Annotated in this window: 16 protein-coding genes, 2 pseudogenes and 1 riboswitch; of the genes and pseudogenes, 13 read left to right on the top strand and 5 right to left on the bottom strand. The window is 37.5% G+C overall.

Going from position 1 to position 23,692, the window contains the following annotated elements:
• The first annotated feature begins 45 nt into the window (after window positions 1–45).
• The 10 genes from licT to manA all read left to right on the top strand — a co-directional run bounded on the left by licT (window position 46) and on the right by manA (window position 12,820).
• Window positions 46–888, top strand: a complete 843-nt coding sequence (licT, locus tag IGJ63_RS09860; RefSeq protein WP_002359608.1) for a BglG family transcription antiterminator LicT — start codon at window positions 46–48, stop codon at window positions 886–888.
• A gap of 162 nt (window positions 889–1,050) precedes the next feature.
• Window positions 1,051–2,943, top strand: coding sequence for a beta-glucoside-specific PTS transporter subunit IIABC (locus IGJ63_RS09855; protein ID WP_438746405.1), 1,893 nt, complete (start codon window positions 1,051–1,053; stop codon window positions 2,941–2,943).
• 24 nt (window positions 2,944–2,967) lie between these two features.
• On the top strand, window positions 2,968–4,413 hold the full coding sequence (locus IGJ63_RS09850) for a glycoside hydrolase family 1 protein (RefSeq protein WP_002362575.1): 1,446 nt from the start codon (window positions 2,968–2,970) through the stop codon (window positions 4,411–4,413).
• Window positions 4,414–4,594: 181 nt separating this feature from the next.
• Window positions 4,595–5,164 (top strand): guanylate kinase, encoded by a 570-nt coding sequence (locus tag IGJ63_RS09845; RefSeq protein ID WP_104845872.1) that lies wholly within the window; start codon window positions 4,595–4,597, stop codon window positions 5,162–5,164.
• Between the two features lie 147 nt (window positions 5,165–5,311).
• Window positions 5,312–5,989: a TetR/AcrR family transcriptional regulator gene (locus IGJ63_RS09840; RefSeq protein WP_002367146.1), complete on the top strand. Its 678-nt coding sequence runs from the start codon at window positions 5,312–5,314 to the stop codon at window positions 5,987–5,989.
• Window positions 5,990–6,009: 20 nt separating this feature from the next.
• Window positions 6,010–7,737 (top strand): ABC transporter ATP-binding protein, encoded by a 1,728-nt coding sequence (locus IGJ63_RS09835; RefSeq protein ID WP_002379719.1) that lies wholly within the window; start codon window positions 6,010–6,012, stop codon window positions 7,735–7,737.
• On the top strand, window positions 7,734–9,602 hold the full coding sequence (locus IGJ63_RS09830; protein WP_173968596.1) for an ABC transporter ATP-binding protein: 1,869 nt from the start codon (window positions 7,734–7,736) through the stop codon (window positions 9,600–9,602). Before IGJ63_RS09835 ends, IGJ63_RS09830 begins: the two co-directional genes overlap by 4 nt.
• 162 nt (window positions 9,603–9,764) lie before the next feature.
• On the top strand, window positions 9,765–10,634 hold the full coding sequence (locus IGJ63_RS09825; protein ID WP_002356578.1) for a VOC family protein: 870 nt from the start codon (window positions 9,765–9,767) through the stop codon (window positions 10,632–10,634).
• Between the two features lie 129 nt (window positions 10,635–10,763).
• Window positions 10,764–11,807, top strand: coding sequence for a serine hydrolase domain-containing protein (locus IGJ63_RS09820; RefSeq protein WP_438746402.1), 1,044 nt, complete (start codon window positions 10,764–10,766; stop codon window positions 11,805–11,807).
• A 41-nt stretch (window positions 11,808–11,848) separates the two neighbouring features.
• Window positions 11,849–12,820, top strand: a complete 972-nt coding sequence (gene manA / locus IGJ63_RS09815; RefSeq protein ID WP_002356580.1) for a mannose-6-phosphate isomerase, class I — start codon at window positions 11,849–11,851, stop codon at window positions 12,818–12,820.
• Window positions 12,821–12,875: 55 nt separating this feature from the next.
• Here manA and IGJ63_RS09810 read toward each other — a convergent pair whose 3' ends face one another.
• From IGJ63_RS09810 to IGJ63_RS09790, 5 genes and pseudogenes are all read right to left on the bottom strand, one after another.
• Window positions 12,876–13,421: an ECF transporter S component gene (locus tag IGJ63_RS09810; protein WP_002368898.1), complete on the bottom strand. Its 546-nt coding sequence runs from the start codon at window positions 13,419–13,421 to the stop codon at window positions 12,876–12,878.
• A pseudogene (locus IGJ63_RS09805) lies at window positions 13,418–14,398 on the bottom strand (nucleoside hydrolase). The gene IGJ63_RS09810 and the pseudogene IGJ63_RS09805 overlap by 4 nt, the downstream one beginning before the upstream one ends.
• Window positions 14,399–14,475: 77 nt before the next feature.
• Window positions 14,476–14,520: riboswitch (PreQ1 riboswitch) on the bottom strand.
• Window positions 14,521–14,634: 114 nt separating this feature from the next.
• Entirely contained in the window at window positions 14,635–15,327 is a 693-nt protein-coding gene (locus IGJ63_RS09800) for a type 1 glutamine amidotransferase (protein WP_173951074.1), read from the bottom strand.
• Window positions 15,317–16,669 carry a Mur ligase family protein gene (locus IGJ63_RS09795; protein WP_086318029.1) on the bottom strand — a complete coding sequence of 451 codons (1,353 nt, stop codon included), beginning with the start codon at window positions 16,667–16,669 and terminating at the stop codon, window positions 15,317–15,319. Before IGJ63_RS09795 ends, IGJ63_RS09800 begins: the two co-directional genes overlap by 11 nt.
• 205 nt (window positions 16,670–16,874) lie before the next feature.
• Window positions 16,875–17,513, bottom strand: a complete 639-nt coding sequence (locus tag IGJ63_RS09790; protein ID WP_002381503.1) for a helix-turn-helix transcriptional regulator — start codon at window positions 17,511–17,513, stop codon at window positions 16,875–16,877.
• Window positions 17,514–17,916: 403 nt separating this feature from the next.
• Here IGJ63_RS09790 and ssnA point away from each other — a divergent pair, with 403 nt between their 5' ends.
• The 3 genes and pseudogenes from ssnA to hydA all read left to right on the top strand — a co-directional run bounded on the left by ssnA (window position 17,917) and on the right by hydA (window position 23,690).
• Window positions 17,917–19,251, top strand: a complete 1,335-nt coding sequence (gene ssnA, locus IGJ63_RS09785; protein ID WP_010823890.1) for a putative aminohydrolase SsnA — start codon at window positions 17,917–17,919, stop codon at window positions 19,249–19,251.
• 30 nt (window positions 19,252–19,281) lie between these two features.
• Window positions 19,282–22,287: a putative selenate reductase subunit YgfK gene (gene ygfK, locus IGJ63_RS09780; RefSeq protein ID WP_010823889.1), complete on the top strand. Its 3,006-nt coding sequence runs from the start codon at window positions 19,282–19,284 to the stop codon at window positions 22,285–22,287.
• A 29-nt stretch (window positions 22,288–22,316) separates the two neighbouring features.
• A pseudogene (hydA, locus tag IGJ63_RS09775) lies at window positions 22,317–23,690 on the top strand (dihydropyrimidinase).
• The last annotated feature ends 2 nt before the right edge of the window (window positions 23,691–23,692 follow it).

Here is a 23,692-nt window from a genome sequence, read left to right as displayed (position 1 = left end):
AGGGATTCTGGGCTTTTTTTATAAAAAAGTGAGGTTGCATTCATCATGAGGATTGAAAAAGTTTTAAATAATAATGTCGTGCTTTCAAGAAATGAGCAAGGCGAAGAAATTGTTTATATGGGACGCGGCTTAGCCTTTCAAAAGAAGATTGGAGACACGATCAATCCAGATTATGTTGAAAAGGAATTCGTGTTAAAGGACTCCGCTATGGCAGGGCAATTCCAGCAGCTGTTTGAAGACGTCCCCACCAAAGAAGTAGAAGTCGTCAAACAAATCGTTGATTTAGCAGAAACAACGCTAGCGATTGAGCTTTCATCAAATATTTATTTAACTTTAACGGATCATATTCACTATGCGTTACTTCGAGCCAAAGAAGGAATTGATATTCCGAATCCTCTTGTATTCGAAACACGCAAATTTTATCCTAAAGAATTTGAAATCGCAAAGCAAGCATTAGCGATTATTGCTGAAAAGCTAGGAGTTCAATTTTCAGAAAATGAAGCGGGCTTCATTGCTTTTCATATTGTGAATGCTGAACAAGGAAATGGCAATATGGAAGTTACCATGGAAGCAACCAAGATGGTTCGTGATATTTTAACGATTATTAGTCGCTACTTTGGACAGGTGTTTGATGAAGATTCATTGAACTATCAACGAATTGTTACACATCTTCAATATTTTGCGCAACGTTATTTAAAACAAGAAGCGCATGATGAGGAGGACGAATTTCTTTTTGCATTGGTCCAAGGAAAGTATCCTAAGGCGTTTCAAGCGGTCCAACGTATTAATGAGTATTTATTAAAAAGCTATGATCGACCAATTGATCAAGCGGAAATGATTTATTTAACCATTCATATCCAAAGAGTGGTCAATGATAAAAAAGCATAACAACCAATAATCGCGGATTGTTACTGATAATGCAGGCAAAACCTAGATTGAAAAAACCGATAACGATTTTCGCAGACTGCGCAGCTGTGAAGAGAAGGATCTGGCTCTTTTTCAATGTAGGTTTTTTTGATATTAAAAATTAATGGAAATGAGGATCTAGAGATGAGTAAAAATCAAGAAATTGCAGCACGTGTGTTAAAAGCTGTTGGGGGCGAAGGCAACGTTAATAGTGTTGTTCACTGTGCTACACGCTTACGTTTTAAATTAAAAGATGAAAATAAAGCAGATACAGCTGCATTGAATGCTGACCCAGATGTTATTCAGGTAGTTCAAAGTGCAGGACAATATCAAGTGGTTATTGGCAGTCACGTTAGTGATGTGTATAAGGATTTGATGGCCAACAGTGGACTAGGTAATGATTCTGATAATAGAGAAAAAGAAAGTGGCGGAAATATCTTTAACCGTTTAATTGATATTATTTCTTCTATTTTTACACCGTTTTTAGGTGCAATGGCCGGCGCTGGGGTTCTAAAAGGCTTCTTAACATTGGCTGTAACTATGGGCTGGTTAGCTGACACTTCAGGCGTATATCTTGTTCTCTTTTCGATTGCAGATGGTTTATTTACTTTCTTACCAATTATGTTAGCGTTTACGGCTGCTAAAAAATTCAATACTAATCCCTTTTTAGCGGTTGCTTTGGCGATGGCCTTAGTTCATCCCAGCATTACTGCTTTAGCAGGCAAAACAATTAGCTTTGCTGGTCTTCCAGTGATTATTGGGCCAAGTGGCTATACTTCTTCGGTTTTACCAATTATTTTGGCTGTTTTTGCACAAAGTTATGTGGAACGTTTCTTCAAAAAAGTAATTCCGAGTTTTCTACAAATTATCTGCGTTCCGTTAGCTGTGTTCCTTATTATGGCACCTGTTACCTTCTTAGCTATTGGTCCTATTGGGACGGTCATCGGCGATTGGTTGGGACAAGGATACAACGCAATTTACGCTTTTAGTCCAATTATCGCAGGGTTATTAATGGGTTCGTTGTGGCAAGTCTTGGTAATGTTTGGTATGCATTGGGGCTTTGTACCAATTATGATGTTAAACTTAACACAAGGTGGCGATACGATGGTACCAATGTTATTACCAGCCGTTATTGCACAAGGCGGGGCTGCTTTAGCTGTCTTTTTCCTAACAAAAAATGTGAAACTAAAAGGTTTGGCTTTGTCTTCAAGCATTACAACTATTTTTGGAATTACTGAACCAACTGTATATGGCGTGACTTTACCATTGAAAAAACCATTTATTGCAGCTTGTATTGGTGGCGGTATCGGTGGCGGTATCGGTGGTGCATTTGTGGCTATGAATCACGTGAAAAACTTTACGTTTGGCTTGGTTAGTATGTTGAGCTTACCTGGGTTTATTCCTGCAGAGACAAAAGATACTGCACCGATGATTACTGGTGCAATTGGTGCCGGAATTGCCTTTATCATTGCGTTTGTCTTAACGTTTGTCTTACGTTTTGAAGATCAACCTAATTCAGAAACAGTAACTGAAAAAACAGAAACTGATAAGATGGTGGCACCTGTAAAAACGAATCAAGAAGACAAAATTATTTTAGCAAGTCCACTTCAAGGTGAAATTTTACCGCTAGAAAAAGTACAAGACCCTGTTTTTGCGTCAGGTGTTTTAGGAAAAGGTGTTGCAATTGAGCCGACTGAAGGCAAACTGTATGCACCCGCAGATGGTGAAATCACCACATTATTTCCGACAGGACATGCTGTTGGCTTGACGACAACAGAGGGCGTTGAATTATTAATGCATATTGGCATGGATACAGTCGAATTAGATGGTAAAGGATTTGAATTATCAGTGAAACAAGGTGATTCTGTTAAAAAAGGAGATTTGCTGGTTACTTTTGATATTGCTGCCATTAAAGAAGCTGGTTATCCAGTAGTTACACCGATTGTGGTAACGAATACGAATGATTATTTAGATGTTTTGGATATGAACCAAACAGACGTGTTACATGGTGAAGACTTTTTAGCCATTATTAAATAAAAGACAATTGGAGGAGGAACAAGTATGACAACAACGACAAAATTTCCAAAAGGATTTTTATGGGGCGGTGCGACCGCAGCCAATCAATTAGAAGGGGCTTACTTAGCCGATGGTAAAGGGTTATCTGTGGCAGATGCGATGCCGGGAGGAAAACAACGTTTCGCTATTTTAGGAGATGAAGCGTTTGATTGGACGATTGACGAAACGAAATATCGCTACCCTAATCATACAGGAATTGATCACTATGATCGCTTTAAAGAGGACATTGCGTTGTTTGCTAAAATGGGCTTCAAATGTTATCGATTTTCAATTGCGTGGTCGCGTATTTTTCCACAAGGAGATGAAACACAGCCGAATGAAGCCGGCTTGAAATTTTATGATGCGGTTATCGATGAATGCTTAAGCTATAACATTGAACCAGTAATTACGATTTCTCATTATGAAATGCCACTGCATTTAGCGAAAGAATACGGCGGGTGGAAAAATCGTCAATTAGTTGACTTTTATGAACGTTTTGCGGAAACTGTTTTAACACGTTACCACCAAAAAGTTAACTATTGGATGACATTCAATGAAATTAATTCAGCTTTTCATTTCCCAGCACTTAGTCAAGGATTGGTAAAAAGCAATGGAGCCAATGATTATCAAAACATTTTCCAAGCATGGCATAATCAATTTGTTGCAAGTAGTAAAGCTGTAAAAATTGGCCATGAATTAAATCCAGAATTACAAATTGGATGTATGATTATTTATGCCACAACGTATGGCATTGATTCGAATCCAGTCAATCAAGTTGCTACAATGATTGAAAACCAAGAGTTTAATTATTATTGTACAGATGTTCAAGTTCGTGGTGAATATCCAGCATACGCAGAACGCATGTATCAAAAATATGCTGTGAAAGACTTAGTTATTGAAGAAGGAGATTTAGAATTATTAAAAGAATACCCAGTGGATTACATTGGCTTTAGTTATTATATGTCGACTGCTGTCGATGTTACTGGTACTACCAACGATACAGCAAATGGGAATCTTTTAGGCGGCGTTAAAAATCCCTTCTTAGAAGCAAGTGAATGGGGTTGGCAAATTGATCCCGAAGGCTTACGAATCGCCCTAAATGAATTATATAATCGTTATCAAAAACCTTTATTTATTGTGGAAAACGGCTTAGGTGCAATTGATAAAGTAGACGAAAATTTCTATGTGGCAGACGACTATCGGATTGATTATTTACGTCGTCATATTGAAGCAATGGCAGAAGCAGTTGCAGATGGCGTCGATTTAATGGGCTATACGCCGTGGGGCTGTATTGATTTAGTCAGTGCTTCCACAGGTGAAATGAGTAAACGGTATGGGTTTATTTACGTTGATTTAGACGATGAAGGAAATGGTACTAAAAACCGTTATGAAAAAAAATCGTTTAATTGGTACAAACAAGTTATTGAAACTAATGGACAAAACTTAGACTAGTTATTGTAATTAAACAAAACAAGATAAGCGTAGTAGGTTGTTGCTTCTGTTCCCGCCGTTTATTAATTTTTAAGCTTGGGCCAAAAATCCAAAGTGATTTTTGGCCCAAGCTCTTTTTTGTCAATTTTTCAAAATAGTGCACAATACGTTATAATAGAAACAACTGAGAGGAGCGTTTCTAATGATTAAGCAATTACAACATCCATTTTTTGTTATTATGGGTCCTAGTGGTTCTGGCAAGACCGCAATTACAAGTAAGGTTTTTCCGAAAAACTATAAAGTTATCTCGCATACTACGAGGAAAAAACGATTGGATGAAGTGGATGGTGTGGATTACTATTTTGAAACAAAAGCAAGTTTTCAAACCTTGATTGAAACCAATCAGTTAGTGGAGTATGATTTTTACCATGGAAACTATTACGGTGTCGGTGTAGCTGCCATCGTTGAAACAACGAAAGAGCATCCAGCCTATAATGCGTTAACTTTTCCAGGCTTTCAAGCGGTCTTTGAGCGTTTCGGCGAGTCCGTCATTCCAGTTTTTTTTGACGTTTCAAAAGAAAATATTTATCAACGTTTAAAGCAACGAGAATCTGATCCTAAAATTATTGAAGAACGTTTAAACCTTTATGATCAAGAAATTCTTATCAAAAACCAATTGAAACAATATCCTAATTATCAACGAATAGATGCCAATGGACCTATAAAAGAGGTCGCTGACTTGTTACAAGAATGCATCAAACACTATTATTAATCAAGCAACTGGTGAGACAGAATCTAACATCAATTTTGTCTTGCTAGGTGCTTGATTTTTTTTGTAAAAAACTTGCATTCTGAATAGAGAGTGCTATAATGACATGGTGTCATATGACAACGTGTCATAAAAGGGAGGAACACAAATATGCCTACGAATACGTTTTTTCATTTGCCAGAAGAAAAGCAACAACGCTTATTAGATGCTGCGCAAATTGAATTTTCACGCCATTCTTTACAAGAAGCGTCAATTGCAAATATTGTTAAATTAGCGGAAATTCCTCGCGGTAGCTTTTATCAATATTTTGAGAACAAAGAAGATTTGTATTTTTATTACTTTGCGACATTAAGAAAAAATAGTGAACGAGATTTAGAGAAACAAATTATTGCGGAAAATGGTGATTTAATCGAAGCCATGGATGTCTATTTCTCCAAAATGATTGTCGAAGTGCTAACTGGGGAGAATGCTTCTTTCTATCGGAATTTATTTGTCAACATGGATTATCGTGCTTCACGTCGGGTGACGGATAATTTAGCGACTGGAGAAGAGGAAAAAAATAGGAAACAGCACTGTCATAAGCATAGAGGAAGAAAAGGCCATGCTGCCTATGCAGAACATCTTTATCAAATAATTGATCGTTCGAAATTAACCATTGAAACGCCAAAAGAATTCACATGGTTCATGCAGACGGCGATGCATGCCGTTTTCTCAACAATTGTTGATGGGTATCGTCAACAAAGAGAAAATACTGCCTATGATTCAACTGAAGCAGTCAAACAATTAAAAATGAAATTAAATTGGTTGAAAAATGGCGCTTATAAGTAGCAAAAAGGAGGAGAAGTTAGTTGATTAAACTAGTCAAACGGATGTCGTTATGGTCGGTCTTTGCAGCGGTTGTATTTATGATCGTACAAATTATCGCAGATTTATATCTGCCCACATTAACATCTAATATCATTAATGACGGTGTCGCTAAAGGAGATATTAACTATATTTGGAGTACAGGAGTTGTCATGTTAGGCTTTTCTTTGATTAGCATTGTCGCTTCTATTGGAAATACTTTTTTTGCCACCAAAGAATCACAAAGTTTAGGAAAAAAATTACGGACTGATATTTATCGAAAAGTTGAAAATTTTTCTAATAATGAATTTGACAAATTTGGGACAGCTTCGCTAATTACACGAACAACCAATGATGTCAATCAGATTCAAATGGTTATGCAAATGTTTTTACGTTTAATGATTAACGCACCTTTAACGTTAATTGGTGCAAGTTTTATGGCGTATAACAAGGACCCACAATTAACGAAAATTTTTCTATATGTTTTACCAATTATGGCTGTTTTAGTGGGAGGTATCATGTTTTTAGCGGTTCCGTTATTTAAGAGCATGCAAAAGAAAACCGACCGTTTAAATTTAGTTTTTCGTGAAGGACTGACAGGAGTTCGTGTGATTCGGGCCTTTGGCAAAGCAAACTATGAAGAACAACGTTTTGATGAAGCCAATAAGGATTATACACAAACGGCGATTAAAGTGAATACGATTGTCGCTTTGATGATTCCTTTAATGACACTCATTATGAGTGGTACCAATATTGCAATCACTTGGTTTGGCGGTCATTATATTGCGGAAATGCAACTAGAGGTAGGGAACTTAATTGCCTTTATGACTTATGCCATGCAAATTCTGATGAGTTTCATGATGTTATCCATGATTTTTGTCATGGTACCGCGGGCGCAAGCCTCTGCTGATCGGATTAATGAGGTGCTAAATACTGATTCAGAAATCAAAGATGTACCCAATCCAGAACTACTCTCTCTAAAAGGCGACAAAGCAACATTGGCGTTTGAACATGTTAATTATCGTTACCAGCATGCTGAAAACTTAGCACTGGAAGATATAGATTTTTCAGCAAAATCTGGAGAGACGGTCGCGATTATTGGTGGGACTGGTTCTGGGAAAACAACGCTGGTTAATCTTTTACCACGCTTTTATGATGTTGAATCTGGCAAGATTTTGCTAAATGGTAAAAACATTAAAGATACGTCACAGCATAATTTACGAGAAATGATTGGCTTTGTACCGCAAAAGGCTGTTTTATTTACAGGAACGATTCGTGAAAATATGCAATACGGCGCCCCAAATGCGACCGATGAAGAAATTTGGCAAGCCTTAGAAATCGCGCAGGCGAAGGCGTTTGTTTCAGAATTGGCAGAAGGTTTGGATAGTCATGTCGAACAAGGCGGCGGTAATTTCTCTGGCGGACAACGCCAGCGGTTGGCTATTGCTCGTGCTTTAGTAAAACCAGCAGATGTCTATGTTTTTGATGATTCCTTTTCTGCATTGGATTTCAAAACAGATGCTAATTTAAGAAAAGCCTTAAAAGAGCAGATGACGGATGCAATTGTCGTTTTAGTAGCCCAACGTGTAAGTACGGTTATGGAAGCATCGACAATTTTAGTATTAGACGAAGGAAAATTAGTTGGTAAAGGAACGCATGAAGAGTTATTAGCGAATAACCAAACGTATCAAGAAATTGTACATTCTCAATTGAGAGAGGAGGACCTTGCATGAGTAGTCGACCAAAAGGCGGACCAATGGGCGGGGGACCAGGACGCAACATTGGCGCAAAAGGGCCAAAACCAAAAAATTTCTGGAAAACAGTGAAACGTTTATTTTGGTACATGTCTAAACGAATGCTGTCAATTATTGCTGTCTTAGTGTTAGCAATCGCAGCCGTCGTTTTCCAAATTCAAACACCAAAAGTATTAGGACAGGCAACAACTGAAATTTTTAAAGGCGTCATGAAAGGCGCTGCTGAAATGAAACAAGGCTTAAAAATAACATCTTTTCCAATTGATTTTGACAAAATCGGTCAAATTTTATTAATTGTTATTGCCATGTACCTTATTTCTGCTGTCTTTAATTTCTTGCAGCAAGTAATTATGACACGTGTTTCACAGCGAACAGTTTATGAATTACGTCAAGAATTAGAAGCGAAAATGAACAAAGTTCCAATTTCCTATTATGATACTCATAGTAATGGGGACATCATGTCGCGGGCAATTAACGACATGGATAATATTGCGAGTACTTTACAACAAAACTTAACCCAATTAATTACCAGTATCGTGACATTTGTGGGTGTACTTTGGATGATGCTGACCATTAGCTGGCAGTTAACACTAATTGCCTTAGCAACAGTGCCATTAAGTTTAATTGTTGTGATGGTTGTGGCGCCTCGCTCGCAAAAACATTTTGCGGCTCAACAAAAAAGCTTAGGATTATTGAATAACCAAGTCGAAGAAACCTACGGTGGTCACGTAGTAGTAAAAAGTTTCAACCACGAAGAAAGTGATCAAGAAGTATTTGAAAAAGAAAATGAAAAATTATACCATGCTGGTCGCAAAGCACAATTTATTTCAGCGATCATTATGCCTTTAATGAACTTTATCAAAAATCTAGGCTACGTGTTTGTTGCAGTCCTTGGTGGCGTAAAAGTGGCGAATGGTATGATGGATTTAGGGGATGTCCAAGCGTTTCTTCAATATACCAATCAATTTTCACAACCGATTACTCAAATCGCTAATTTAATGAATACAATCCAAGCTACGGTGGCTTCGGCAGAACGTGTCTTTGAAGTATTAGATGAAGAGGAAATGGTGGATGAACCTTCTGGCGTACCAGTGGAAACAGATAGTCCTTATCGTGTTTCTTTTGAACATGTTGCTTTTGGCTATTCACCAGAGAAATTATTAATGAAAGATTTCAATTTAAATGTTAAACCTGGGGAAATGGTCGCAATCGTGGGCCCAACAGGTGCTGGGAAAACAACCCTAATTAACTTATTGGAACGCTTCTATGATATTAGTAGCGGCAGCATCAAATATGATGGCGTTGATACGCGCGATTTATCTCGCGAAGAGTTGCGAGCACACTTTTCAATGGTTCTTCAAGATACTTGGTTGTTCACTGGAAGTATCTATGACAATATTTATTATGGTAATGAGCAAGCGAGCGAAGAAGAAGTGATCCGTGCGGCGAAAGCAGCCCATGTGGATGATTTTGTCAGAAAATTACCAGAAGGCTATCAAACGATTCTAAATGAAGAAGCCAGCAATATTTCTCAAGGTCAACGACAATTAATTACAATTGCTCGAGCATTCTTAGCAAATCCAGACGTTTTAATTTTGGATGAAGCCACCTCAAGTGTGGACACTCGAACAGAAATACTGATTCAAGCAGCAATGAATCGTTTATTGGAAAATCGGACCAGCTTTGTAGTTGCTCATCGCTTGTCAACTATCCGTGATGCCGATACGATTATCGTTATGGCAGAAGGTTCAATTGTAGAAACAGGAACCCACGATGAATTAATGGCGAAAAACGGTTTTTATGCTGACTTATATAACAGTCAGTTTTCAGAAGAAGTAGCCTAAAAGGCGAAGCAAAAAAATAGTAATTCATGATGAGGCTTCAGGAGCCATAGTCGTAAAGACTGGTTCCTGAAGACTTATTTTTTTGACAAAAAGTTAGCGAAATTGAAAAATTTCTATTTTCTTTTGAGAAAAACAGGATATTACTTGATGAAATAGCAAGAGATGTATAAAATGGGAGAGAAGAAAATGGAGGTAACAGAAAAAATGACTGAATTTCAATTAGAAAAAGCTGCGACATTAAAAACAATTGCCATTCGTGCGAAAAAAGTTGGCGAAATGGTCGACTTTTATAAAAAAGTAATGGGTTTTGTTTTAAAGTCAGAAGAAAATAACCTGTCTATCTGGGGTACACGTGAAGCAGGAACGCAATTATTAATTTTAGAAGAAACTAGAAAAGCCGAAGATTTTCATAATGAAGAAAAACAAATGGCTTATTTTTCAATTAAAGTTCCTACGGAAAAAGAATTTTTACAAATTGCTCAACGAGTGCTTGAACAAGACTACCCAATTGATGAAAGTTTCCAAATTGGCACACGACAAAGCATGTTCATTACTGATCTTGAAGGCAATCAATTTGAGATTTTTCACGATGAAGCAACAGCAAATTCGACTTCTGAAAAGCAACCAATTGTGCTTAAAGATCTTATCAGTGAGGACTTAGAGCCACATCAAGGGTTAGCCGCTGGCTCATATTTAGCGCATGTGCAATTAAAAACAAACAATCAAAAAGAAATAAAAGCATACTATGAGGAAGTTCTGGGTTTAAAACGCAATGAAAAAGATCAATTTGTTTTAGAAGATGGCAAAGCAACTATTGGATTCCAAAAACCTGAAACAAGTGAAGTGGATCAATTACCTGATCCACACTTAGGTTTAGATTTCTTTACCATTAAGCTCTCTGATCAAGACCATATTTTAGCAATAGAGCAACAATTAACGGCAAAAAATCAAGAGTTCTTTATTGACCAGAAAAAAGCAATTGTCACTGTGTTTGATCCAATTGGCTTGGAATGGTGGTTTGTCTTAAAATAAACGCTTAGACAGACAAAATAAGCTTGTTTTAGCAAGTCTGGAATAAAGTCGGAATAAAAGTTTAACGCTACTTTTGTTCGGAACTTATTCTAGACTTTTCCTTTAATATTAAAAATAGTAGGTGAAAAAATGTACGAAAAAACAAAGTGGAAAATTCAAAAAATGATGAAAAAAGGTGTTTTTTCGGGCGCTAGTTTTTGTTTCATTGAAGGTGAAAAAGAGGAGAGCAATTGTTGGGGACTCGCACAAATAAAACCCACTAAAGAACAATTAACCTTGGCCATGCTGTTTGATGTGGCTTCTTTAACCAAAGTAGTCGGCACCACCACCGTTATTTTGCAATTAGTGGAAGAAGGAAAAATTATTCTAGATCAATCATTACAAACTTATTATCCCTCTTTTCAAGATTCTAATATTACAATCCGGCATTTGTTGACACATACGGCAGATTTACAAGGCTATATTCCTAATCGTGATCAGCTAAATGCCCAAGAATTAAAAGACGCCTACAATCATTCATTTCACGTAGGCAAAGCGATAGGTAAAAAAGTTGTTTATACAGATGCAGGGACTATTTTATTAGGCTTTATGTTAGAAGAAATGTTCCAGCAATCAATGATAGAAATTTTATCTGAGCGAGTATTGCTTCCTTTAGGGATGAACGAAAGTACGTTTCTACCAAAGAATCCTTTAAACTGTGTGCCAACAGAATTACATGAACAAAGAGGGTTGATTCGAGGTACAACCCATGATCCTAAGGCATTTGTTTTACGGGAACATGCAGGGAATGCTGGCTTGTTTAGCAATGTCTATGATTTAACAAAATTTGTTCGAATGTATTTAAATCGAGGCAGTTATCACAATCACCAATTCTTGAAAAAAGAGACAATTGATTTGTTACTAGTTAACCAAGTGCCAGCTGCAGATAAACCACGTTCTCTAGGCTGGGATTTTAAATATGATGTAGCTACGCAACGGCCATTATTATTCCATACAGGCTATACAGGCACTTTTTTGCTAATTGATGTGCGACAACAATCAGCGTTTATCTTTTTATCTAATCGAGTCCATCCAGAGGACCACCGGAATACTTATATCGAAGAAAGAGATCAGTTGTTGGCAACCTATTTAAAAGAGAAATCATCAGTTTCAGATGAAATGACTAGTTTTTAGTGATATAATGAGAGCGAATTCAATTTGGGAGGTCACAGTCAATGCAAGAACCATTATTTTTACAACCTGTTTTTCAAGAAAAAATTTGGGGCGGCAATCGTCTACACACGCTATTTGGTTTCGATTTACCGAGCGATAAAATTGGTGAAGATTGGGCAATCAGTGCACATCCACATGGCGTTAGTACTGTTTTAAATGGCGAATTTAAAGGAAAAAAATTAGATGAATTGTGGGCAGACCATCAAGAGTTATTCGGCCATGCAGGTGGCGCTGTCTTTCCATTATTAACGAAAATTTTAGATGCTGAAGATGATTTATCCGTGCAAGTTCATCCTGATGATGCATATGGTCAAAAACATGAAGGCGAGCTAGGCAAAACTGAATGTTGGTACATTATTGATGCAGAACCTGGCGCTGAAATCATTTATGGACATCACGCGAAAACAAAAGAAGAACTAGCTGAAATGATTGAAGAAGGTCGTTGGGACGATCTTTTAAGAAAAGTACCAGTGAAAAAAGGCGATTTTTATTATGTACCAAGCGGCACTATTCATGCCATCGGCTCGGGTATTTTAATTTTAGAAACGCAACAAAGCAGTGATACTACGTATCGGGTTTATGATTATGATCGAACAGATGATCAAGGAAAGACCCGGGAATTGCATATTCAACAATCCATTGATGTGACAACCGTTCCGGCAAAGGATCCTGACCTCTCTATTCAACAAGAAAATCAAGGACAATCAAGCATTGTTACTTATGTAAAAACAGATTTCTTTAATGTCTATGAGTGGCGTGTCAGTGGAATTCTAAAAGTCAAAAAACAAGCACCTTATACATTAGCAACAGTTATTGAAGGTGTGGGTCGATTGATTACAGAAGATGCTGCAAAAGCAGATGTAGCTACTTTTGATTTGAAAAAAGGCGATAGCTTTATCTTTCCAACAGATATTCCGAGCTGGCGTTTTGAAGGTGATTTAACGATTATAGCTTCAGAACCTGGCAGTCGCTAAAAAAATGAGGAGATCATCAACAGATGATTTCCTCATTTTTTGGCATTAAAACAGTTTATTTTGTTATAAAGGAACGTTTAGGTAAGGCAGCGATAACAGCTGTGACGATGATGACTGATAGCAGACGATCCCCGTAATCTGTTATCAATTGAACCAACAGGACGCTTGCTAACTGATTGAAGCCTAAACCATATAAAAATTGGACAATTATGCTGGAGCCAGCAGAAGTAATTCCACCAAATAAACAAACTGTGATTAAGGAAGAAATCACTGTTCCTGGTATCGTTAACCACAACGTTTTAAATGGTAATTTGGTTACTTTTAACTGCTGATGAAGGAGCAAGCCTGCTAAAATTCCTGTGCAGAGTTGGACAGGTGAATAATACAGAGAAAAGATATCCGTTGTCAATCCAGTTAGTAGACTTGTTAAAATACCTGTCAGTGCGCCAAAGAGTGGGCCTAATAACGCACCTGTAAAAATAGTTCCCGCGCTATCAAGATAAATTGGTAAACGAAGGAGTAACGCAATGGTACTGCCAAGGTAATTTAAAGCAACACTAAAAGCGATAATTGTAATGATTCGTGGTGTTATTTTTTTCATGGTTGTCCCATCCTTAAATTTTTGAAATCTCTTTCGATCTCATCTATTTGTACATTTAAAAGAATGGATAGAAACTTCACGAAAAACTGTTGACTATCAACCGTAGTCAAGACATGACAATTAGCTGGTTGCTGCTGGAAATGATACTGATCGATCATTGATTGCCCCATAGCAATGCCGTCAGGAACAATTTGTCCGTAACTGGAAAAGCCTTGGCAGAGCGTAGGATCAATAAAATAAGCAACCGCTAAGGGATCGTTGATAACACACCCTAAAATACGTTCATATTTCCAATGAAAATCAAAATAAAATTGAGTAATCTCAGCGAGGTAATTCCCCATTTTGGGGTTGAGTCGTTGGCAATAATTGAGAATTATTGGTGTAAAAACAATTTCTCGTGTGACATCTAAGCCGACCATTTCGATTTTTGCACCTAATTTCTCAAAAACCCAAGCTGCTGCATCAGGATCACATCAATAATTAAATTCTGCAACAGGAGAGCAATTGCCGTGGCTTTTAAAGGTACCACCCATTGAGACAAAACGTTGAAGATTTCGCCCCAGAAGAGGTTCTTTTTTTAAAGCCAAAGCAATATTTGTTAAAGGACCAAGGGCAATGATTGAGCAATCGGTAGCTTGTTGAAAGGTTTGTGCTAAATAGTCAGCAGCGGAAAGCGCTTGTGCTTGAATTTTGCTAGTTCTGGGGAAATATGTTTCACCTAAACCATCCATGCCATGTGTATCTTGTGCACTAACAAATGGCCGTTTTAAAGGGCTAGCAGCCCCTTGGTAGACAGGAATATCTAAGCGATTAACTTTTTCCAAACATTTAAAAACATTTTCCACGCCAATCTCAACAGGGACATTTCCGCAAACAACTGTAATCGCTTGGACATCTAGCTCTGGTGAAGCAAGTGCATACAAGAGAGCAAGCGTGTCATCAATTCCAGGATCACAATCAATAATTACTTTTTGCATTTTTTCCAATCCTCCTTTTTCGTTAACTGCAAATGATAACTCTTGTTAAAAAAGCTATGACTTGAGTTAGTATTGAGAGATACTTAGTTTTTTATTCTGGGAAGTTTCCGAACCAGTCCGAGAAATTCTCGATTTTAAATGCACCTCTTTATCTTACTATATTTTGTAAAGATGTAAATAGTTGTCGGAGAAATGAAAAAGAATCTAGTCCTATATGTAGGAACTAGATTCTTCTTTTATTTATAAAGCGTTTCAGGAATAGCGATCGGTTCACCATATTTTTTCTCTAAAGCGGTCCGAATTAACCGAATCCCTAGATTTTTGTTGCGTGCTAAGATTGGACCGTGGAAGTAGGAGCCAAACACATTTTTATAGACAACGCCTTCGCCATTATCTTGACCGTTATTGCCTTTGCCTTGTTTGACTGTTCCTAAAGGTCGTTCACCTTCGCCTAAAAAAGTCATGCCGTTATGATTCTCAAAACCATAATACGTTTCATCAAATTCTTCATTATAAATTTCGATATCACCAATGAAACGATTGTTGTCTTGGCTCAAAGTGTAATGATCTAACGCACCGATTCCTTTAATTTTTTCGCCTTGTGCGCCGACATAGTAATGTCCTAGAAGTTGATAACCACCACAGATAGCTAACAAGACGCCGTCATTTTCAATATAAGAAGTCAAAGCTTCTTTTTTATTCTGAATGTCTTCTGAGATGATCAGTTGCTCGAAGTCTTGACCGCCACCAACAAAGACTAAATCATATTTTTTGGGATCAAACGGTTCGTAGATACTGATAATTTCTGATCGGAAGGTAACGCCCATTTTTTCGGTTAAATATTTAAGCATCAATAAATTTCCGTTATCTCCGTAAGTATTTAATAAGTTGCCATATAAATGACAAACGACTAATTCTTTAGACACCATTCATTCCCCCTTGAATATACCCTTGGGCTGTTAATGATTTTCTTAATTGCAAAACAGCAGTATAGGTTGCCAAAATATAGACATGATCTGTCGGCAACCTTTTAATTTCTGAAATTACTTGCTCCAAATCAGCAATTTCTAGTAATTTTTCTTCAGGAATACCTGCAACTTTTAAACGCAAGGCCATATCTTCATGGCGATCACCGCCAGCAATTACTTTTGGAATGTCCATATCAGCAAAGGCTTCATGATTACCATCCCAAATCCAACTGACATCAATTCCATCTGCATAATTGGCATTTAATAATGAAACCAGCGAGAAAGAGTAAGGGGCTAAGCCCATCATATCAATGACCTGATTTAAACCAACGGGATTTTTTACTAAAACTAATGTACATTCTTTATCGCCAACTTTAATAGTTTCTTGACGCCCAAAAACTTTTTCATCATAAGCTAAACCTGCTCGGATTTTATCTGGTGCCACCTGATAGTATTCTGCTACCGCTGTGGCCGCTAGCGCATTATAAACATTATACATCCCACCAACAGCAATGCCGTATTCTTCGCCATCAATCACAAAATCAGCAGATGTATTATCCATCCGGACCATTTCCGTTAACTGCACATCCAATTCAGGGCGTTTGAAGCCACAATTTGGGCAATAGTAATCACCTAAATTAGCATACGTAATCATTTTATAATGAAGAATATGATTACATTTTGGACATAAAACCCCATCTGTATTGTAATGTGCTAATTGCTCTTTCGGTGGTAAATGATTAAATCCATAGTATTTGCGAGGATTTACAGTTTCTTTTGAATTAAAAATTGGCGAGTCACCATTGCACAAAATAGTTGCTTCAGGAGCAGCGGCGGCGCCTTCCATAATTAAGCGATACGTCGTATAAATTTCACCATAGCGATCCATTTGGTCGCGGAAAATATTCGTAAAAACAAATAATTTTGGTTGAATATATTTAGTGACACGGCTTAAACTTGCTTCATCAATTTCTAAAACCGCAAATTTCTTTTGCCCTTTTTTCGCCTTGGCATTTAAAAAAGTAGAGACAATTCCTTGCTCCATGTTAGCACCCGTTGGATTTGTTAATACCTCATCAAATTCTTGGCGTAAAATGTTAACAGTTAAAGCAGTTGTCAATGTTTTGCCGTTCGTTCCAGTGACTACGACAATTTCATAGTCTTTTGCCAATGTATCTAAAATTTTAGGATCGATTTTTAGGGCTAATTTCCCTGGGTAGCTACTGCCGCCTTTAAAAAATGTTTGTAAAACCCATTGCGAAGTTTTTCCTGCAGCAATTGCTAAATGACTTCGAATCCCCATTTGTTGTCCCCCAATTTCTATATCTTTAATTTTTAGTTATTTTAAATTAAACTCAATCTATCATACCATAACTAAAATAAAAAATTAATTCCTTTTACTTTTTCTTACTATTATTTAAAAAGTCTTTTAGAAAAAGTAGAATAGTGAAGGAAAAAAGAGAATAGACGACTTGTCTTAACAACAAATCGTCCATCGATTTCCATTTTTATTTCGCATCAATATAACTGTATAGCGTATATTTAGAAATATTGAAGAAGTTAGAAACTTTGTCCCCAGATTTAGTGACTAAGAAGGCGCCTTTATTATTTAAAAATTGAATACACTTGATTTTATCGTCCTTCGTCATTAATGGGACCGGCTTGCCAACTAATTTGACTGATTCGTGAATTAAATCGTCTAACAACTCATTAACATCCTGAGGAATGTAATCAGGGTCTTTATCTTCTTCAGGTTCTGCAGTGGAAATCAAAGATTTTAAGTTCGACTCTGCAGCAATCAATGTAGTGATGTCGTAGTTAATAGCAAAAATACCATCGAGTTGACCATTCTCATCTTTAAAATACATTGTACTAGATTTTAAAATACGACCATCATGGGTGCGGGTCAGATAGTTAATATGATCATTCAACTCACTAGGGTCTTTTTTTAAGGCTTCTAAGACTACTTGAGAAGGTCCATCGCCCAGATGACGAGAAGAGACATGACCATTTTCAATGGAAACAATAGAATTGTTAATATTGTCTTCATTGATTTGGTGGATAACGACTTCGCAGTTTTCACCAAATTGACCAGCTAAACCTTTAGCAATTTGTGTTAAAAAAGTAAGTTTTTCGTCGGATAACATAAATAAGCTCCTTTCTAATGTGCCTGGCACAAACAGTTTTTATAAGATTGTGTCAAATTTAACATAATATTTTTAAATGGAATAGGCAGGGCTAAATCCTTTAATGTCGCATACTACCTGTTCTGAAAAATAATGATAGCATGATAAAAATAATAATACAAGATAACGGCTGTCAAAATTCTAAAAAATATTTTTTAGGTAGCATTGTTTTTTTTAAGGTAAGGTGATATACTTTAATTAAGTTAATGAGTTCGTTAGTAAAAAAATGCAAGCGCTTCAAATGCTTTTCGTAAGGAATGTAGATTAGCAAAGCTAATCAAGCTATATTCGTGAATGATTGAGCGATTGATTTGTAAGCGTTTGCCACTTGTGGGGAATAGGTTGAAAAATAGGAGGAGAATACATGTTATTAATTGGAAATGGGCGTTTAATCACTCGGGATGCGCAGAATCATTTTTTTGAAAATGGGTGTGTGGCGATTGATGGTCAAGTTGTGAAACAAGTCGGAACGACAGAAGAATTAAAACAAGCTTATCCAGAAGCGACATTTATTGATGCTAAAGGTGGAGTGATTATGCCAGGCTTTATTAACATGCACAATCATATTTATAGTACCTTTGCACGTGGGTTAAGTTTAACGAATTATCATCCTAAAAATTTCATGGATATTTTGGTAGATCAATGGTGGCGAATTGATCGTGCATTGACATTAGAAGACACTTATCAAAGTGGTAAGGTTGCTTATTTAGATAGTATTCGCAACGGTGTTACAACTGTCTTTGATCATCATGCTAGTTACGGAGAAATTACAGGGAGTTTAACCCAATTATCTAATGCAGCGGACGAGTTAGGGATTCGGACCTGCCTTTGTTATGAAGTTTCTGATCGCGATGGTGAGCAGAAAATGCGGGAAGCAGTTCAAGAAAATGCCGCCTTTATTAAAGCCAGTTCCTTAAGAAATGATGATATGCAAAAAGCGATGATGGGTATGCATGCAGCCTTTACTTTATCAGATGCTTCTTTAGAATTATGTGCAGCCAATACGCCAGATGGGATTGGTTATCATATTCATATTGCAGAAGATTTAGCCGATGTTCATGATTCTTTGAAAAAATATGGGAAGCCGATTGTGAACCGATTATTTGATTTAGGAATTTTAGGAAAACAGACAATGGCAGGCCATTGCATCCATATTGGCCCTCATGAGATGGAATTACTAAGAGAAACAGACACAATGGTGGTCACGAATCCAGAGTCGAATATGGGGAATGCGGTCGGCTGCCCACCTGCGATGCGTATGTTTAATGAGTATGGTATTTTGATGGGTCTTGGCACAGATGGTTATACGAATGATATGACGGAATCTTATAAGGTAGGAAATGTTATCCACAAACATCATTTAGCTGATCCAAATGCTGCTTGGGCAGAAATTCCTGCAATGCTGTTTGATAATAATCCGCAAATGGCTAATCGCTATTTTAAAACAAAGCTAGGTGTTTTAGAACCTGATGCAGCAGCAGACGTCATTATTGTTGATTATCATGGCCCGACACCAATGACAAAAGAGAATTATAACATGCACATTTTATTCGGCATGAATGGTGGGATGGTCACTGACACGGTGATTAATGGAGAAATTCGGATGCGTAATCGTGAAGTTCAAGGAATTGATGAAGAGAAAGTTTGGCATGATGTGCAAACGCAAGCACAATCTTTCTGGAAACGAGTAAATCAATAGCTTTCATTATAAATAAAAGGAGTGACGTTAATGAGTGATATTATGCATCCCATCTCAATTGAGGCTTTATTAAATTGGATTTTTAGTGAGTATCAACAAGATGGCACAATTTTTGGCATTCGTAAATTTTATCATGCGGATCCTACAAAAACGATTCCGTTATTTGGAGAAAAAATGGAAACCCCTTGTGGTCCAGCAGCAGGTCCTCATACACAATTAGCACAAAATATTATTGCGGCCTATTTAACAGGTTCTCGTTTTTTTGAAGTTAAGACAGTCCAGATACTGGATGGAGAAGATTTACCAGTGAGTAAACCATGTATCGCAGCAGCGGATGAATGTTACAACGTTGAGTGGTCCACAGAATTGCGCGTTCCCCAAGCTTATGATGAATACGTCAAAGCATGGTTTGTTTTGAAGTTACTGAGTAAAGAGTTTGAGCTAGGTGACCCGAATGGTTTCATTTTTAACATGAGTGTTGGCTATGATTTGGCAGGGATTCAATCACCAAAAATTGATCGTTATATTAACGAAATGCAGAACGCAGAAGGAACGCCGATTTGGGCGGAATGCCAAGCAGCTGCCAAAAAATATCTATCTTATTTTAAAAAAGTAGATGACTTATATATCGAAGCAATTAGTCCTAAAGTCTGTCATTCTATTACGCTGTCGACTTTACACGGTTGTCCATCAGACGAAATTGAACGAATTGCGGCCTATTTATTAAGTGAAAAAGGGCTCCATTCCTTTATTAAATGTAATCCAACCATGTTAGGTTATGAATATGCGCGTCAAACGATGGATGAGCTAGGGTTTGATTATATGGTTTTTGACGATCACCATTTTAAAGAAGATTTACAATTTGAAGAAGCAGTACCGATGTTACAACGTCTACAATTATTAGCCAATAGTAAAAATCTAAGCTTCGGAGTTAAAATTACGAACACTTTCCCGGTAACGATTGCAGCAAATGAATTACCTGGTGATGAAATGTACATGTCAGGACGTTCGCTATTTCCTCTTAGTATTTCATTGGCACAAAAATTATCAGAAGCATTTGATGGGAAACTACAAATTTCTTATTCTGGCGGTGCAGATATTTTCAATAGTAAAGAAATATTTGATGCTGGGATTTGGCCAATCACTATGGCAACGACGCTGTTGAAACCCGGTGGCTATCAACGAATGAATCAAGTTGCTAATGTATTAAGCGCAGCAGAATATCCTCAGATGGTTCATGTCAACTTGAATAAATTAGCCCAAGTTGTTGAGAAAGCTAAAACACAAGCTCGTTACCAAAAATCAATTAAATTACCAGAAAGTACCAAACTAAGAAAAACAGTTCCGTTAACAGATTGTTATATTGCTCCTTGTCGAAGTGACGGTGGTTGTCCAATCAATCAGGATATTCCTGCTTACCTTCGTTATGTAAGTGAAGGTAATTATTTAAAGGCCTTGCAAGTAATTGTCGATAAAAATCCATTGCCTTTTATTACTGGAACCATTTGTGCACATCCTTGTATGACTAAATGTACACGTCAATTTTATGAAGAATCTATTCATATTCGGGAAGTGAAGTTAGAAGCAGCTGAACATGCTTATGATGAATTATTGACGACACTAGAAAAGCCACAGCCAAAAGAAAATGCACCTAAAACAGCTGTTGTGGGTGGAGGCCCTGCAGGGATCTCTGCTGGGTATTTATTAGCACGTGAAGGCATGCCTGTTACTGTGTTTGAAAAATCCGAGACAATTGGGGGCGTTTGTAGCCAGATTGTACCAGAATTTCGAATTTCTATGGAATCTGTTCAAAAAGACATTCAGTTAGCGGAATTTATGGGAGCCGAATTCCGTACAGGACAAGAGGCACCATCATTGGCAGAATTGAAAAACCAAGGCTATACGAATGTTATTTATGCCATTGGTGCATGGAAACATGGGGTCCTTCGTTTAGAATCTGGTCGAGCATTGAACTCGTTAGAATTTTTAAAAGCAAATCGAGAAAATCCAACGATTAATCCTTACGGAGAACAGATTGTCGTCGTTGGTGGCGGAAATACAGCTATGGACTGTGCTCGTGCAGCCACAACATTACCTGGTGTTAAAAAAGTCTCAGTGGTTTATCGTCGGAATAAACGCAATATGCCAGCAGATGAAGAAGAACTTTATTTAGCCTTAGAAGATGGCGTTGACTTTTTAGAATTACTTTCGCCAATTAAACATGAAAATCAACAATTAACTTGTGAAAAAATGGTCCTAGGTGAACGAGATGCCTCTGGACGCCGTCGACCAATTGGTACAGGAGAAATGATTGATATTCCTGCTGATACAGTGATTGCCGCTGTTGGTGAAAAAGTAGATACAGAATTTTACCAAGCATTAGGCATTCACACAGACAACTATGGGAAAGTCGTTTCAAATCAAGAAACATTGGAAACAAATATACCAGGCGTCTATGTCATTGGTGATGCTAATTTAGGACCAGCTACAATTGTTGAAGCAATCGCTGATGCAACCAAAGCGGCCAATAATATTTGTCTTGTCCACAATCATCACTATGAAAAAGATAATTTAAATAGTGATGTCGCATTTGTTAGAAACAAACGGGGTATCCTTGTGACAGACGAGATGTCTTGTAGTCAAGCTAGTCGTTGCTTAGAATGCTCCACAATTTGTGAATCTTGTATGGATGTCTGTCCAAACCGAGCAAATATTGTTGTGTATGTCGAAGGAAAACCACAAATTGTCCATGTTGATCGGATGTGTAACGAATGTGGTAACTGTGAAACATTTTGCCCTTATGCAAGTGCCCCTTACAAAGACAAATTTACCTTATTTAACAGTGAAGCTGATTTTTATGACAGTACTAATTCAGGTTTCTATGTTCAAAATCCTGTGGATAAAATTTGTTTACTGCGTCTATGGGGAACGGTGTCAACAATTCAATTAACAGATCAAGGATTAGATGTACCAGAAGATTTAATTGCATTAATGGTAACTATGATTGAAGAATATGCTTATTGTATGCAAGCATAAAAGGAAATTTACGACTGGGGGATAAATAAATGTCTATTCTGCTCAAAGGTGGAACCGTCGTATCTGCATATAATCGTCGTCAATTGGATATTCGAATTGACGGCGAGCAAATTGTAGAGATGGGGGCAAATTTACCAGTAGAAAATTCTCAGATTGAGGATGTTACGGGGTGTTATGTATTACCAGGCTTTATTGATGCGCACACGCATCTGGAATTAAATAATGGCAAAGGTTCGTTAAGTACGGCGGATAACTTTACTACTGGCAGCCAAGCGGCGGTGGCCAAAGGTACGACTACGGTTATTGATATGGCTACACCTAATAAAGGTGGCTCATTGAAAGACTGTTTAGCTACTTGGAATCAATTGGCTGAAGGCAAGAGTTCATGTGATTATACTTACCATATGTCCATGATCGAATGGAACCCAACGATAGCTGCTGAAATTCAGGAAATGATTGCTGCAGGTATTACTTCCTTCAAAATGTATATGGCTTATGATAACTTGCGGACCACAGATGCGGAAATTTTTGAAGCGATGAAAGAAATAAAAAAAGTTAATGGAATGTTAGGCGTTCATTGTGAAAATGGTGATTTAGTAGATGAATTAATCCAATCATATGTTTCTCAAGGAAAGCTAACCCCGCACTATCATCCGTTATCAAGACCGGCGGCTGTTGAAGCAGAAGCGGTAGCAAGATATTTGATGATAGCGGAAATGGCTGATTTGCCGGTTAACATTGTGCATTTAAGCACAAAACGATCATTAGAAGCGGTGGAACGGGCTCGTCAAAGAGGACAATCAGTCTATGTAGAAACTTGCCCTCAATATCTTTTACTAGATGATCACTTGTATGATGCGCCTAATTTTGAAGCAGCAAAATATGTCTGCTCACCGCCACTACGCAAACGAGAGGATTAACAGGCTTTGTGGCAAGGGATTAAAGAGGGGGCAATCAATACAATATCGACAGATCACTGCAGTTTTAATTTTCACGGACAAAAAACAGTTGGCGAAGATGATTTTAGTAAAATTCCCAATGGGATGCCAGGTGTTGAAACGAGACCAGAATTAATTTACACGGAAGGTGTGGCGAAGGGCCGAATCACCTTGGAAAAAATGGTTGCTCTGCTTTCTGAAAATATTGCTAAACAATTCTCGATGTATCCACAAAAAGGTGTGGTGCAAGAAGGCAGTGATGCCGATTTAGTTGTTTGGGATCCTAGAACAACCGGCGTGATTGCTGCGAGAACGCAGTTACAAAATGTCGATTATACGCCGTATGAAGGATTTGAAACACAAGGACAGGCTCGAATGGTTTATTTAAGAGGTCAAAAAGTTGCTGAAGCTGGGCAAGTCATCTTGGCAAATCAAGGAAAATTTGTTTTTCGTAAAGCAACTTAAAA

Source organism: Enterococcus sp. DIV1375a, assembly GCF_051712205.1.
GTDB classification, from domain to species: Bacteria; Bacillota; Bacilli; order Lactobacillales; family Enterococcaceae; genus Enterococcus; species Enterococcus faecalis.
This window is presented reverse-complemented; position numbering and strand designations above follow the sequence as displayed.

Coding starts and splice junctions, on each gene's coding strand:
- licT (WP_002359608.1), top strand. CDS start 46: ATGAGGATTGAAAAAGTTTTAAATAATAATGTCGTGCTTTCAAGAAAT.
- IGJ63_RS09855 (WP_438746405.1), top strand. CDS start 1,051: ATGAGTAAAAATCAAGAAATTGCAGCACGTGTGTTAAAAGCTGTTGGG.
- IGJ63_RS09850 (WP_002362575.1), top strand. CDS start 2,968: ATGACAACAACGACAAAATTTCCAAAAGGATTTTTATGGGGCGGTGCG.
- IGJ63_RS09845 (WP_104845872.1), top strand. CDS start 4,595: ATGATTAAGCAATTACAACATCCATTTTTTGTTATTATGGGTCCTAGT.
- IGJ63_RS09840 (WP_002367146.1), top strand. CDS start 5,312: ATGCCTACGAATACGTTTTTTCATTTGCCAGAAGAAAAGCAACAACGC.
- IGJ63_RS09830 (WP_173968596.1), top strand. CDS start 7,734: ATGAGTAGTCGACCAAAAGGCGGACCAATGGGCGGGGGACCAGGACGC.
- IGJ63_RS09825 (WP_002356578.1), top strand. CDS start 9,765: ATGTATAAAATGGGAGAGAAGAAAATGGAGGTAACAGAAAAAATGACT.
- IGJ63_RS09820 (WP_438746402.1), top strand. CDS start 10,764: ATGTACGAAAAAACAAAGTGGAAAATTCAAAAAATGATGAAAAAAGGT.
- manA (WP_002356580.1), top strand. CDS start 11,849: ATGCAAGAACCATTATTTTTACAACCTGTTTTTCAAGAAAAAATTTGG.
- IGJ63_RS09810 (WP_002368898.1), bottom strand. CDS start 13,421: ATGAAAAAAATAACACCACGAATCATTACAATTATCGCTTTTAGTGTT.
- IGJ63_RS09800 (WP_173951074.1), bottom strand. CDS start 15,327: ATGGTGTCTAAAGAATTAGTCGTTTGTCATTTATATGGCAACTTATTA.
- IGJ63_RS09795 (WP_086318029.1), bottom strand. CDS start 16,669: ATGGGGATTCGAAGTCATTTAGCAATTGCTGCAGGAAAAACTTCGCAA.
- IGJ63_RS09790 (WP_002381503.1), bottom strand. CDS start 17,513: ATGTTATCCGACGAAAAACTTACTTTTTTAACACAAATTGCTAAAGGT.
- ssnA (WP_010823890.1), top strand. CDS start 17,917: ATGTTATTAATTGGAAATGGGCGTTTAATCACTCGGGATGCGCAGAAT.
- ygfK (WP_010823889.1), top strand. CDS start 19,282: ATGAGTGATATTATGCATCCCATCTCAATTGAGGCTTTATTAAATTGG.